We start from the raw sequence: 14,099 nt of genomic DNA, 5'->3' as shown, positions 1-14,099 counted from the left end.
AATCTTAAAAAAACAAAAAACTGCTGAAACGTCACAAAAAGTGCGACCCTAATATTAGCGACGGCGTTATGAGTTGCATATTTCAACGCCGACCTCTTTAATCTAAGCGTATTCTCATCAAGCCGTCATTCACAGAGGCTGCGAGAATTAAGCGGCGAAACGCTTTACGTTTCGTTCCTGAGGTATAGGGATAAAGTTGAAAGGATTTACTATGAAAGAGCTAAATACTGCAGAGATCGAAATCGTTTCTGGTGCGGGGATTATTTCCGATACGGCAAGCTTTGTATCAGGATTTGCCGGCGATGTTATCATTGATACCGTAAAATTGGCCAATGATGCGCTTAATACCCGATTGATCTCTTCCGTAGGCCAAGGGTTCAACGCGATCGGTTTTGGCTTGGGCGCCGTTCATAATGTCGCGGACTCGCTTGGCTATGCGGCATTTAAAAGCGTTGCAGCCGTAGGCTCCCTGCTGGGCGGGGATGCAAGCCGTATCGAATATCATTACGAGAAAGAATGGGGTGCTTGAAAACAAGCGGCTCCCTCTGAAAGGTTAATGATGCTAACCACCTGCCCAATCAGGTGGTTATTTCAATTACGCACTCACTAACTCTTCTGTTTGAAAACCGCTTTGGTCAATGGAGAGGAGAACACGTTGTGCGGATCGTACTTATTCAGCACGTTGCAGGCATGATTCCAACTGTCATTGTTCCCTGCCCCGGCATTAAAGCTGCGCGGAATGTTTTCTTCGAGTACGGTTTTATCCTGCCACGCGGCCTGTGACGTATAACCCCAGCCTTTACTCCACTCTACGCGAACCGTCGCATAGTCGCCCGCATAGTGGCTAAAAATCCATTTTTCCATTTCACTGTAGAATTTATTGGCATCCGGCGTATCGGGCATGGTCAGAATATCCAACCAGATCGCGACATCCCATTCCGGATGGGATTCAACGGGACGAATAGCCGAAAGATCGGGAGCAATGGCATTGGCCACCGCGCTCTCTTTTGCACTGTCCAATCCGGTGACGCGAATTTCAATCGGGCCATTCATCGGAAATGAATTCTTGCGCTGGTAATCGGCCACCATTTCTTCATATTTTTTCGTGAAATCGTGCAATACGTTTTGAATATTGCTCCGCTTCGTGATTATCGCGTAACCATTGGCCGTCACGCGCAGCGTTGTCGGCTTCACATACAACAGCAGATCCTTGCTCCACCCCCACAGATCCGCCGACACGGTGGCCCCTAAACCAATGCTGACCAACTCCATCTGCGCCTTGCCGAGTGTCGGGGTCAGCTCCGGGTGGCCATTATTGATTTTTTTAATGATATCGGAAATTTTAACCGGCAAATTATCCGAGAACGGATAGTTAAATGGACCATTAACCGGTTTTGACACTTTTGGGAAGCTGTCTTCTTGCTTCCACACTTTCAGCCATGGTTTTTCCGTGAACGGGAACCAGATGACTTCAACGCGCCCGCACAGATCCAAGAAATGGCTGAAGGTATTTTTTGTCGTGCTCGCAGTGGAAAAAAGATCCGCCGCAGTGACATTAACATAACTTTGACAGCGTAAACGCCGGTTGCGCGGCACCTGCAGCGTCACTTCGCTGATAAAAGCCCGGCCGACATGCACCAGGAATGCCGAGCTCTCCGCATTATCACGCGTAAACTCCTTTAATTCATACTTCGACCGCGCCTGATCCCAGACGACAGCTTTTAGCGACACCACGCTATTGCTCACGGAACCAAAGCTGGCAAACTCAGCCAGAGGCTCATCTTTTGCCGGGATGCAGGTTCCATGGCCGCCGATGGCGAGCACGCCGCCCAGGGTCAGATCGCCAGGCGCCGGCGTCGCGTAAAAGCCGAGTTTCTTTTTTTCTAATTCAGTGAGCAAAGCCTGCATTGTCACCCCCGTTTGCGCGGTGACGTATCCATGCTCTCCCACTTTATTGATTGAGATGTTTTTGAATTTCCTGGTGAGGTCGATCAGCACGACATTGCTGTTATCCTCCCCGTTTGCAATAACGAGCGGGGACCAGTTGTGCTTGATGCCAACCGGACGCACGCAATATTTATTCTCATGCGCCCAGTTAATTACGGCCAAGAGCTCATCCGTATTTTGTGGATAGCAGGTCAGAATATGATTGCCGGAGATTTCTTTTGACCAATTAACAAAATTGACATACTCATAGCCCACAGGGAACGTGTTCAAACTAGAACCAGTCATAACTGACTTCCTTTTAAAATTAAAATAGATAGAGATAAAAACGGCAACAGCCCGAGCGCTAATTAATCACCCTGATAAGCACCTCCTTTTCCTTGGGATAATCCCTCTGTTTTACTGCCCGAAGAGCGTCAAGACTTGCCAATATAAATCAACACCTTGACGTTAATTTCCGCGTATTGAAAATTCTTTTCTTTATGCAACTCAATTAAAAAGCCGTTTCTTATTCGCACGCCAAGCAAAGGAAGATAGGCGTCATAGATGCTGTCAAAAAAAACCAGATATTCGTTCAACCTGCCGTTAAACTCGAACAATAAATACTGCCCTCTTATCAACGTCAGATTGCGTGTCTCGTAGTACCCTTTGCTGAGCGTTACTTCCCAACCGGATGAAGCCAACTTTACCGTGCGCATTGACGTATCGGTATTTTTCCCTGTGCGGCTGCCGTATTTCTGTCGTTCCTCTCCTCCAGAGCTGGAAGCATTCATTGAATGATAGAGAAAAAACTTATATCCCTTAAGCAGGTATATGTTCTTGGGCATTTCGATAAAATGATATGCTGACGGATTTTGTATTAAAAAGGGAGGGAGATGTTTGGAAAAGTCCCATTCCTGGCTCGTTCTAAAGTCCTTTGGGCTTTCACCGAAAAAGCGTTGAAAGGCGCGGCTAAAAGCCTGCTGGGAGCTAAAGCCGATAGCAGTAGCCACTTCCAATACTTTTAAATCAGACTGTTTGAGCATGACGGCAGACTTGCTCAGACGCCTATTTCTGATATACGTCGCTATTTTCATTCCCGTATAACGCTGAAACATTCTTTGCAAGTGCCATTTCGAATAACCAGACAAATCCGATAACTTTTCTATCGAGAGATCATGCTGTATATTCATCTCGATCAAATTAACTAGCTCGACCACAATACTATGCTGGTAACTCATAATGACATCCATGCCCTAACAAAACCCACCCTCAGACAACCTGCTCATTGGGCTTTTATCCATTAAAATGAAAAACAAAGCGCTGCCGCAACCATGCAATTAGGATTAGAATGTGAAAAACGATGAACCTTTTATAATTGATTGACAGAGAGATACTTCTTTTTGGGTAGACATCCTCCTTGTGACGTTATTGGTATAATTCTTATAAAGCTTTTCCCTGGTGAAGGCTTTTCCTGTCTCTTTCATCTTGACCAATATCCATCCTGACGTTGTGCAACTAAGCAGTCAAAAGAAAGCATATCCTGGCATCCGTTGATAAATCGTTTGCCTCCCTCTCGGCGGTGCATTTTAATACCCTTACATTTAGAGTAGCCTATGTAGATAGCTTAGAAAATATCAAATGCCAGATAATTACACAGTTCGCACTTTATGTTACGACAATAATTAAAAGACAAGAAAAATCATATAATTAGAATTTCAACTCCAAGCAATGAATGCCGATAAAACGTAGGAATCGCCCTTGAGAAGGGTTATTAAATACAATAAAACCGCTGATTTCCTCAATAAAAACAGAAGGAAAGATTTATAAAATAAGAAATAGACTAATTCATCGCATCCTTCTGATATATTTATTCGTCAGACCAAGTCTTTCAGAAAAATCCCATAAAAGGGCGCACGGAGTCCTTTTATTTTCGCAGAGGATTAATTAGCTACGCCATCGCCCGATGCCGATGAGTCGACGCGCCTCAATACGGCAATTCATTATGCCGCGGCCCGGCGGATACGGTGAATAAAGCCCCGTTATCCGACGACATCATCGCACCGGCGAAGTGCGCGTGGTTGCAGAATACCGTTCTGCGGATAGGCGCAAAGCCGAGATGGGAAACGCAGCGCCTCAGGAAATGAGCCGTAAGCAAAGCGCAGGCGGCTCCGCGCGGGCTGTCCTCTCCGTTCGCGCCTCTCTCAACCCAGCCCTCTTGCGGATCGGAGGCCGTCTACGGCACAGGGCGCCAAACATCGGGCATAAAAAAACCCGCCGTTAAGCGGGTTTGGTTCTCATGTGCGGTTCACTGACGCCAGCCTACGCCGGACGCGGGATTACTCCCACTCGATCGTCGCCGGCGGCTTGCCGCTGATGTCGTACACCACGCGGGAGATGCCGTCCACTTCGTTGATGATGCGGTTGGACACGCGGCCGAGGAAGTCATACGGCAGATGCGCCCAGTGCGCGGTCATGAAGTCGATGGTTTCCACCGCACGCAGGGAGACCACCCAGTCGTATTTGCGGCCGTCGCCCATCACGCCGACCGAGCGCACCGGCAGGAACACGGTGAACGCCTGGCTGACTTTGTTGTACAGATCGGCTTTGTGCAGCTCTTCGATGAAGATGGCGTCGGCGCGGCGCAGCAGATCGCAGTACTCTTTCTTCACTTCGCCCAGCACGCGCACGCCCAGACCCGGGCCCGGGAACGGGTGACGGTACAGCATGTCGTACGGCAGGCCCAGTTCCAGGCCAATTTTGCGCACTTCGTCTTTGAACAGCTCTTTCAGCGGCTCGACCAGGCCCAGCTTCATCTCTTTCGGCAGGCCGCCCACGTTGTGGTGCGACTTGATCACGTGCGCTTTGCCGGTGGCGGAAGCGGCGGATTCAATTACGTCCGGATAGATGGTGCCCTGCGCCAGCCATTTCACCTGCTCTTGCTTGCAGGCTTCTTCGTCGAACACTTCAACGAACACGCGGCCGATGATTTTACGCTTGGCTTCCGGCTCGTCGACGCCCGCCAGCGCGGTCAGGAAGCGGTTTTCCGCCTCGACGTGCACGATGTTCAGGCCGAAGTGGTCGCCGAACATTTCCATCACCTGCTTGGCTTCGTTCAAGCGCAGCAGGCCGTTGTCGACGAACACGCAGGTCAGGCGCTTGCCGATGGCACGGTGCAGCAGCATCGCGGTCACGGAGGAGTCAACGCCGCCGGACAGGCCGAGGATCACGTGGTCTTCACCCACCTGCTCGCGGATGCGCTCAACCGCATCTTCGATGATGGTCGCCGGCGTCCACAGGGCCTCACACTGGCAGATGTCCAGTACGAAGCGCTCCAGCATGCGCTGGCCCTGACGGGTGTGGGTCACTTCCGGGTGGAACTGCACGCCGTAGAAGCGTTTTTCTTCGTTGGCCATAATGGCGAACGGGCAGGTATCGGTGCTGGCGACGGTCACGAAGTCGGACGGGATCGCGGTCACTTTGTCGCCGTGGCTCATCCACACGTCCAGCAGCGGTTTGCCGGCCGGGCTGATGGCGTCTTCGATGTCGCGCAGCAGCGCGCTCTCGTTGACGATTTCCACCTGCGCGTAGCCGAACTCGCGTTCGTTGGAGCCCTGCACATGGCCACCCAGCTGCATCGCCATGGTCTGCATGCCGTAGCACACGCCCAGCACCGGCACGCCGGCGTTGAACACGTAGTCAGGGGCGCGCGGGCTGCCAGCTTCGGTGGTGCTTTCCGGGCCGCCGGACAGGATGATGCCGCTTGGGTTGAATTCGCGGATCTGCTCTTCGCTAACGTCCCAGGCCCACAGTTCGCAGTAAACGCCGATTTCGCGCACGCGGCGGGCGACCAGTTGGGTGTATTGCGAACCGAAGTCCAGTATGAGGATGCGATGCTTATGGATATTTTGTGTCATGTGAGGCGAATTCCAGCAACAAGAGAAAAAGAGCGAAAATGTATGTTTTCGGGATGGGGCTTAGCGCCCCACCCCGGCCTCTCACTCAGGAGAGGTTAAGGCATCAGCCCATGCGGTAGTTCGGCGACTCTTTGGTGATGGTCACGTCGTGCACGTGGCTTTCCTGAATGCCAGCGCCGCTGATGCGCACGAACTCCGCCTTGGTGCGCAGATCGTCGATGGTGGCGCAGCCGGTCAGGCCCATGCAGGAGCGCAGGCCGCCCATCTGCTGGTGCACGATGGCTTTCAGCATGCCTTTATAGGCCACGCGGCCTTCGATACCTTCCGGCACCAGTTTGTCGGCGGCGTTATCGGTCTGGAAGTAACGGTCGGAAGAGCCTTTGGACATCGCGCCCAGCGAGCCCATGCCGCGGTAAGATTTGAACGAGCGCCCCTGATACAGCTCGATTTCGCCCGGAGATTCTTCGGTACCCGCCAGCATGGAGCCGACCATCACGCAAGAGGCGCCCGCGGCGATCGCTTTGGCGATATCGCCGGAGAAGCGGATGCCGCCGTCGGCGATAACCGGAATACCGGTGCCTTCCAGCGCTTCCACCGCGTCGGCGATGGCGGTGATCTGCGGTACGCCTACGCCGGTCACGATGCGGGTGGTACAGATGGAGCCAGGGCCGATACCCACTTTCACCGCGCTCACGCCGGCTTCAGCCAGCGCTTTGGCGCCCGCCGCGGTCGCGACGTTGCCGCCGACGATCTGCAGATCCGGGTATTTGGCGCGGGTTTCGCGGATGCGCTGCAACACGCCTTCGGAGTGGCCGTGCGAGGAGTCGATCAGCAGAACGTCAACGCCTGCCGCCACCAGCGCATCAACGCGCTCTTCGTTGCCGGCGCCGGCGCCGACCGCCGCGCCCACGCGCAGACGGCCGTGCTCGTCTTTACAGGCGTTCGGCTTACGTTCCGCTTTCTGGAAGTCTTTAACGGTGATCATGCCCAGCAGGTGGAAGCTGTCGTCCACCACCAGCGCTTTTTCTACGCGCTTTTCGTGCATCTTCTGCAGCACCACGTCGCGCGCTTCACCTTCTTTCACGGTGACCAGGCGATCTTTCGGCGTCATCACCGCAGTCACCGGCTGAGTCAGATCGGTCACGAAGCGCACGTCGCGGCCGGTAATGATACCGACCAGCTCGTTGTCTTCGGTGACGACCGGATAACCGGCGAAGCCGTTGCGCGCGGTCAGCTCTTTCACTTCCTGCAGCGTGGTGGCCGGGGTAACGGTCTGCGGGTCGGTGACTACGCCGCTTTCATGTTTTTTCACGCGGCTGACTTCTTCAGCCTGGCGCTCGATGGACATGTTTTTGTGGATGAAGCCCAGGCCGCCTTCCTGCGCCAGCGCTATGGCCAGGCCGGATTCGGTAACGGTATCCATGGCTGCGGACAGCATAGGGATGTTCAGGCGGATGGTTTTGGTCAGTTGAGTACCGAGCTCTGCGGTGTTAGGCAGAACCGTGGAGTGGGCTGGAACCAGGAGGACGTCGTCAAACGTCAGAGCTTCTTTAGCGATACGTAGCATGGGCAATATCTCACCAGGGTGGGCTGTGAAAAAGATAAAATATTGCCGCGGCATTATACAGAGCGGAATCGGTTGCCTCCAGCACTTTCTTACAAAAAGTCTTGATTACCTTTTTCAGCCATGTAGTATCGACCAATTAAGTGATTGTTTTGAAATTTGATCTGGGTCACATGTCGCTACCTGTTTCGCCTTCCATTTTTACCGTAAGCCGCCTGAATCAGACGGTTCGCCAACTGCTGGAAATGGAAATGGGGCAGATTTGGCTCTCCGCCGAGATCTCCAACCTCTCCCAGCCCGCCTCCGGCCACTGGTATTTCACGCTGAAAGACGACCGCGCCCAGGTGCGCTGCGCGATGTTCCGCAACAGCAACCGCCGCGTCACCTTCCGGCCGCAAAACGGCCAGCAGGTCTTGGTGCGCGCCAGCATCACGCTGTATGAACCGCGCGGCGACTACCAGCTGATCGCCGAGAGCATGCAGCCCGCCGGCGACGGCCTGCTGCAGCAACAGTTCGAGCAGTTGAAACAGCGCCTGAGCGCCGAAGGGCTGTTCGATCAGCAGTTCAAGCAGCCGCTGCCCGCCCCGGCCAAACGCGTCGGGGTGATCACCTCCGCCAGCGGCGCGGCGCTGCACGATATCCTGCAGGTATTGCAGCGGCGCGATCCGTCGCTGCCGATCGTCATCTACCCCACCTCGGTGCAGGGCGCGGAAGCGCCGATGCAGATCGTGCGCGCCATCGAGACCGCCAACCGCCGCGATGAATGCGACGTGCTGATCGTCGGCCGCGGCGGCGGTTCGCTGGAGGATCTGTGGAGCTTCAACGACGAACGCGTGGCGCGGGCGATCTTCGCCAGCCGCATTCCGATCGTCAGCGCCGTCGGCCATGAAACCGACGTCACCATCGCCGACTTCGTCGTCGACCTGCGGGCGCCGACCCCTTCCGCCGCCGCCGAACTGGTGAGCCGCAATCAGCTCGAGCTGTTGCGCCAGCTGCAGTCGCAGCAGCAGCGGCTGGAGATGGCGATGGATTACTACCTGGCTCAGCGTCAGCAGCAGTTCACCCGCATTCATCACCGTTTACAGCAGCAGCATCCGCATCTGCGCCTGGCGCGCCAGCAGACGCTGCTGTTCAAGCTGCAGCGCCGAATGGAAGACGGCATGCAGCAGCAGCTGCGCCTGGCCGCCCGCCGCAGCGAACGCGTCCAGCAGCGGCTGGCGCAGGTGCAGCCGCAGGGCCGCATTCACCGCTACCAACAGCGCGTGCAGCAGCAGGAATACCGTCTGCAGCAGGCGATGGAGCGCCAGCTCAACGCCTACCGCCAGCGTTTCGGCGTGGCGTGCAGCCAGCTGGAGACCGTCAGCCCGCTGGCGACGCTGGCGCGCGGCTACAGCGTGACGCAAACTCCGCGCGGCGAGCTGCTGAAAACCACCAAGCAGGCGCAGGTCGGCGAACTGCTGAAAACCCGCCTGCAGGATGGCTGGGTGGAAAGCGAGGTGAAAACCATCACCGTCGCCAAAAAGCCGCGCAAGAAGCGCGCGGCCGAGTAAGCCCTACTCCAGCGTAAAACGCTCGCCGGGTTCACCGTTCACCCACAGCGCGCGCGTTTCGCCTTCCGGCAGGCTGAGCGTCAGCGTGCGCCAGGCCGGGCGGAAATGCCCTTCCGTCGTGATATCCAGCATGATGCGCTGATGGTCACAGCGCATTTCCCAGCGCAGCCACAGCGCCTCGCCCTGCCGCCAGCCGTCGCTTTCGCCGTCGTCCTCAAACAGCAGCCCGCCGCTCGCCCCGCCGCCCTTGAGCGGAAACAGCCGCAGCTCGCGCCGATCGTCGGCGGCCACGTCCACATGCGCCAACCGCTGCGACAGCGGCAGCGCCGCCCCGGCGCGCACCAGCAGCGGCAGACGCTCCAACGGCGCCGCCAGCGTCACCGTCTGGCCGCCGCCGAACCACTGGCCGCTGTAGAAGCAGTACCAGCCTTCGCCGTTATCCGGCAGATACACCGAACGGCGACGTTGCCCCGGCTCCACCACGCTGGCCACCAGCAGATCGCGGCCAATCAGAAAATCGTCGTTTTCGCCAAAGGTGCGCGCATCCTGTTCGTGATCGAGAAAAGTCGGGCGCAGCATCGGCTCGTCGTCGGCGCAGGCCTGCCACAGCAGCGTGTAGAAATACGGCAGCAGCCGGTAACGCAGGTTGATCGCCTCGCGCACCGCCGGGGTGGCGGCCGGGTACATCCAGGGCTCGTTGACCGTAGCATCGTCGTTCCAGGAGTGGATGGTGAAACGCGGGTGCATCACGCCGTTTTGCACCCAGCGCACCAACAGCTCCGCGTCCGGCTTGTCGCCGGAGAAGCCGCCGACGTCGTGGCCGAGGTTATACAGCCCGGACAGGCTCATGCCCAGCCCCATGCGGATGTTGTAGCGCAGCGTCTGCCAGCTGGTGCGGTTGTCGCCGCTCCAGGTCTGCACGTAGCGCTGCATGCCGGCGCAGCCGGAGCGCGAGATCAGGTACGGCCGCTTCTGCGGCGCGAAGCGCTGCTGGGCCTCCATCGAGGCGCGCATCATCAGCAGCGGCATCACCGGGCGGATGTGCTTGATGGCGATCGGCCGCCCGAAGCCGTGGCAGCGCGCTTCGCCGTCCCACACTTCGTACTCGTTGTTGTCGTTCCAGGTCGAGTCGATGCCCATCTCCAGCAGCTGCTGCGTGACACCCTGCTGCCACCAGCGCACCGCCGCCGGGTTGGTGAAGTCGAGGTGCGATCCCTCATCGTCCCAGAAGCTGGAGCGCTCGGGTGCGTCGCTTTGCGAATCGCGGATAAACAGCCCCTGCGCCGCCACCGCCTGATACTGCGGGTGATCCTGCAGCAGGCACGGCTTGATGTTGGCCGCCAGCTTGAGGCCGGCGTCGTGAAACGCCTGGCTGAGCAGCCTGGGCTGCGGCACCTTGTCATAGTTCCAGTTAAACACGTAGCGTTTGTTGTTGATCGAGGTGTAGCCCGACGACAGCTGGAAAGAGTCGCAGGGGATGGCATGTTGACGGCACAGCGCAATGAACTGTTGCAGCTGCTGCTGGGCGTCCGGCGCGTCGGTGTAGTGCATGGTCGAACCGCTGTAGCCCAGGCTCCACTTCGGCCCGAAGTGGGTGCGGCCGGTCAGGCGCACGAACGCCTTGGTGACATCCAAAACCTTCGGCCCGAGGAACAGGTAGTAATCCAGATCGCCCGCTTCGGCCTGATAGCGGCGGTAGGCCGTATGGTAGTTGTCGATCTCGTTGCCCAGATCCAGCCAGCAGCTGCTCAGGTTGTCGTAGAACAGGCCGAAGCTCGCCTCCGGCCCGCGGGTGATGGTAAACGGAATGTGCTTGTACAGCGGATCGGTGCTGGCGGCGTTGTAGCCCATCGCGTCCAGGTTGCGCATCTCGAAGCGGCGGCCGGTGCGTTCCAGATCGCCGGCCTTCTCCCCCAGGCCGTAATAGCGCTCATCGGCGAAACGCCGCTGGTAATGCGCCACGCCGTCGCCGTGCGCGTTGAGCAGGTAGGCGCTGGTCGGCCGATCCGCCGCCAGCGGCCGCCACTCGCCGGCGGCATTGCAATACTCCCACGCCAGCCACAGCGGCTGATGCACCGTCACGCGCAGCAGCGGCGTGCTGACCACCAGCCGATCGCCCTCCCGGCGCAGCTGATAGCCCGGCAGGCTGAAACCAGCGACGCTGAGCCGATCGCGCCCCTCCCAGGGCACATCCTTCTGCGGCGCAATGCTCCAGGTGCGATCCAGCGCCAGCTCGCCCTCACGTTTGATCAACACGCGGAACAGGCCGTCTTCCAGCACGTACAGGCAGAAACGGTGGCGTTCATCGACCAGCAGCTCGACGTGGTCGGCATGCTGCGCCGCCAGCGTCCAATTTTTCAACGTTTTCATACATATTCCACTTAGCTGTGTGAAGGGGTTTTCTTACCGCCGCGCTCGGCGATCAGGGCGATCAGGAACAGGGCGCCGATCAAATCGAAGAAGCCCATCGCGATAAACAGCGGGTTGAAACCGAGGGTGTCGGATACCGCGCCGATCAGGAGCGTGAACAGGAAGCTGGCGATCCAGGCGCTGGAGCCGCGCATGCCGTTGACCGTCGCCATTTGGTTTTTATCGAACGATTCCACCACCAGGGCGCTGAGCATGCAGGAGATCACCTGATGGCCGAATCCGCCGATCGAGATCAACGCGATCGCCACATAGGGATCTTGGGTGATCGCCACGAACGCCAGCGACACCATCAGGAAAGCGCCGGTCACCGAGCTGGCGACCACCGAGTTGACGCGGCTGCAGCCGAACCATTTGCGGTATAGCGTGGTGAGATAGCCGCTGGCGACGCTGCCGATATCCGCCGCCAGGAACGGCAGCCAGGCGAACATCGCGATCTGCTTCAGATCCATGCCGCGTTCGGTGGCCAGGTACAGCGGCACCCAGAAACTGAAGACCGCCCAGGCCGGCTCGGCGAGAAAGGCCGGGATGGCGATGCCATAGAATTTCTTGTTCTTGCACAGGCTGGCCAGCGAAGTGAAGAACGGCAGCTTCGGCAGCACCGGCTCGTTGTCTTCACGGATCAGATCCAGCTCTTGTTGGCTGAGGTTCGGGTGCTGCTGGGGCGAGTGGTAGAACAGCCACCACAGCACTACCCAGATCAGTGCCAGCCCGCCCGAGAACAGGAACGCGCCCTGCCAGCCGAAGGAGACGTGGGCGATGACGATGATCGGCGGCGCCAGCATGGCGCCGATGGAGAAACCGACGCCCGCCCAGCCGGCGGCGATCGGACGCTCCTTCTTCGGGAACCAGTCGGAGATCGCCTTGGCGTTGGCCGGGGTGGCCGCCGCCTCCGCGCCCCCCATGAAGAAGCGCAAAATGGCCAGTTGCAGCCAGCTGCCGGCGCCGGCGTGCAGCATGCACACCACCGCCCAAATGCCCGCGCAGATCAGAAAGCCCATCTTCAGGCCGATGACGTCGATCAGCCAGCCGCAGATCGGCTGAAATACCGTATAGGCCAACTGGAACGACGCCACCACCCAGGCATATTGCTCGGTGCTCATGTTCAGGCTGGTTTTCAGTTCCGGCGCCAGAATGCCCAGCGAGTTGCGGGTAATGTAGTTGACCGTGACGCCCAACAAGAACAGCGCCAGCATCCACCAGCGTAGCGATTTGAACTTGCGCCGGCCGCTCTGCGCGACCGTCTGATTGATCTCCACACTCATCGGTTCTCTCCCCGCGGCCGCCCATGACAGCGACGCGCGCATTGGTAGGGTACATTGCGCTATCAAAAGGGGACGGTGAACACAGGCCAACGCCCGCATAACAGACAGGCAGTCCATCACAACCCCATGATTTATTTTTTGTTTTCTTCTTTGCACACCGTTAAAATTGGACTGACAAGTCGTTAAAATTGGTGTACCAATGCAGACTACTCAGCGATCACGCACAGCGAAACGGGGTTTTTTGCAAAGATTTTCACAGGCGGGTGAAAAAATAGTCATAATGGCCGCAGGATCCAGTCAAAGTGCTGAAAAGCCGCAGTGAAAATATTCTCTTGGACGAATTTGAAGGAGATCACAAAATGAACGGGAAGCTGAAAATCCAGGAGATCGCCCGCCAAACCGGGCTGTCGATCAGCACCGTTTCCCGCGTGCTGGCGGGCAAGGCCAACACCAGCGCCGAAGCGCGCCGCAAGGTGCTGGAATGCGCGCAGCAAAACGGCATTCTACAGGGCATTTCCAGCGGCCGATTGATGTTGAACAATGTGATGGTGTTCGCGCCGCAGCGCGCGTTCGACGTGCGCACCGATATCTTCTACTACAAGGTCATTCAGGGCATCGCCGCCGCACTGATGCAGCACGAGGTGCGCATCCGTTACTGCGGCCTGGAAGAGCAGCACAGCGACGGCGCGCTATTTCTGGAAAAAATGAGCGATCCGCACACCGAAGCGGCGCTGATCATCGGCATCGACGACGAACACATCCATACCCTGGCGGCCGATCTGCCCAAGCCCTGCGTGCTGATCAACTGCACCGATCGGCAGATGCGGCTGGACAGCGTCTCGCCGGATCATCAGCTGATCGGCGACTATTCCGCCAGCTATCTGTTCCAGCAGGGGCACAGCCATATCCTCAACCTGCAGTGTCTGCGCCGCCACACCATGGAGCTGCGGCTGGCGGGCATCCGGCAGGCCTACGCGCGGCATCATCTGCCGTTCGACGACGGCCGCCATCTGGTGACCACTTCCGGCTTCGGCAGCGAAGAGGCCGAACAGGCGCTGAGCACCTACCTGAACCGCGCCCCGCTGCCGACGGCGATCCTGGCCGGCGGCGACTACATGGCGGTCGGGGCAGTCAAGGCGCTCAACAAGCGGGGGCTGAGCGTGCCGGGCGACGTCTCGGTGATGAGCACCGATGGCTTCAACCTGGCGGAAATACACGACGTGCCGCTGACCTCGGTACAGGTGCCGCGTGATGAGCTGGGCTACGAGGCGATCCAGCTGCTGCAGCGGCGCATGCTGCGCGCCGACGCGCCGCCGTGCAACCTGCTGCTGCATGGCCGGTTGGCGGTACGCGCCTCGGTGCGGCGCATCAGTCCCCACAAGACCACCCCGGCGGTGAGCACGCATAACCACAGGCTTTATGACGAGTAGACTACACTTAGGCTCAGTGCATT

9 protein-coding genes are annotated in these 14,099 nt (G+C 57.9%); 3 read left to right on the top strand and 6 right to left on the bottom strand.

Annotation, left to right across the window (positions count from 1 at the left end; genetic code table 11):
• The first annotated feature begins 211 nt into the window (after positions 1–211).
• Positions 212–529, top strand: coding sequence for a hypothetical protein (locus ACJ8M3_RS18825; protein ID WP_079007635.1), 318 nt, complete (start codon positions 212–214; stop codon positions 527–529).
• A 77-nt stretch (positions 530–606) separates the two neighbouring features.
• Here the strand turns inward: ACJ8M3_RS18825 and ACJ8M3_RS18820 are convergent, their stop codons facing one another.
• The 4 genes from ACJ8M3_RS18820 to guaB all read right to left on the bottom strand — a co-directional run bounded on the left by ACJ8M3_RS18820 (position 607) and on the right by guaB (position 7,407).
• Positions 607–2,232, bottom strand: coding sequence for a cholesterol oxidase substrate-binding domain-containing protein (locus ACJ8M3_RS18820; RefSeq protein WP_047574026.1), 1,626 nt, complete (start codon positions 2,230–2,232; stop codon positions 607–609).
• A gap of 128 nt (positions 2,233–2,360) precedes the next feature.
• The gene (locus ACJ8M3_RS18815) at positions 2,361–3,164 is read right to left on the bottom strand and encodes a helix-turn-helix domain-containing protein (RefSeq protein WP_033644341.1); all 804 of its coding nucleotides are present in this window, start codon (positions 3,162–3,164) and stop codon (positions 2,361–2,363) included.
• 1,098 nt (positions 3,165–4,262) lie between these two features.
• Positions 4,263–5,840 carry a glutamine-hydrolyzing GMP synthase gene (gene guaA, locus ACJ8M3_RS18810; RefSeq protein WP_021504498.1) on the bottom strand — a complete coding sequence of 526 codons (1,578 nt, stop codon included), beginning with the start codon at positions 5,838–5,840 and terminating at the stop codon, positions 4,263–4,265.
• Between the two features lie 103 nt (positions 5,841–5,943).
• On the bottom strand, positions 5,944–7,407 hold the full coding sequence (gene guaB, locus ACJ8M3_RS18805) for an IMP dehydrogenase (protein WP_004941460.1): 1,464 nt from the start codon (positions 7,405–7,407) through the stop codon (positions 5,944–5,946).
• Positions 7,408–7,577: 170 nt separating this feature from the next.
• Between guaB and xseA the strand changes: the two genes are divergently transcribed.
• Positions 7,578–8,954, top strand: coding sequence for an exodeoxyribonuclease VII large subunit (gene xseA / locus ACJ8M3_RS18800; RefSeq protein ID WP_442514718.1), 1,377 nt, complete (start codon positions 7,578–7,580; stop codon positions 8,952–8,954).
• 3 nt (positions 8,955–8,957) lie between these two features.
• Here the strand turns inward: xseA and ACJ8M3_RS18795 are convergent, their stop codons facing one another.
• Positions 8,958–11,324 (bottom strand): glycoside hydrolase family 31 protein, encoded by a 2,367-nt coding sequence (locus ACJ8M3_RS18795; RefSeq protein ID WP_089197338.1) that lies wholly within the window; start codon positions 11,322–11,324, stop codon positions 8,958–8,960.
• Between the two features lie 11 nt (positions 11,325–11,335).
• Entirely contained in the window at positions 11,336–12,646 is a 1,311-nt protein-coding gene (locus ACJ8M3_RS18790; RefSeq protein WP_033651564.1) for an MFS transporter, read from the bottom strand.
• Positions 12,647–13,005: 359 nt separating this feature from the next.
• Here ACJ8M3_RS18790 and ACJ8M3_RS18785 point away from each other — a divergent pair, with 359 nt between their 5' ends.
• Positions 13,006–14,076, top strand: coding sequence for a LacI family DNA-binding transcriptional regulator (locus ACJ8M3_RS18785; protein ID WP_089197708.1), 1,071 nt, complete (start codon positions 13,006–13,008; stop codon positions 14,074–14,076).
• The last annotated feature ends 23 nt before the right edge of the window (positions 14,077–14,099 follow it).

Source organism: Serratia sp. CY55921 (assembly GCF_052167655.1).
GTDB lineage: Bacteria > Pseudomonadota > Gammaproteobacteria > Enterobacterales > Enterobacteriaceae > Serratia > Serratia ureilytica.
Note: the sequence above shows the minus strand (reverse complement) of the source record. Positions and strands in the feature narration are given on the sequence as shown.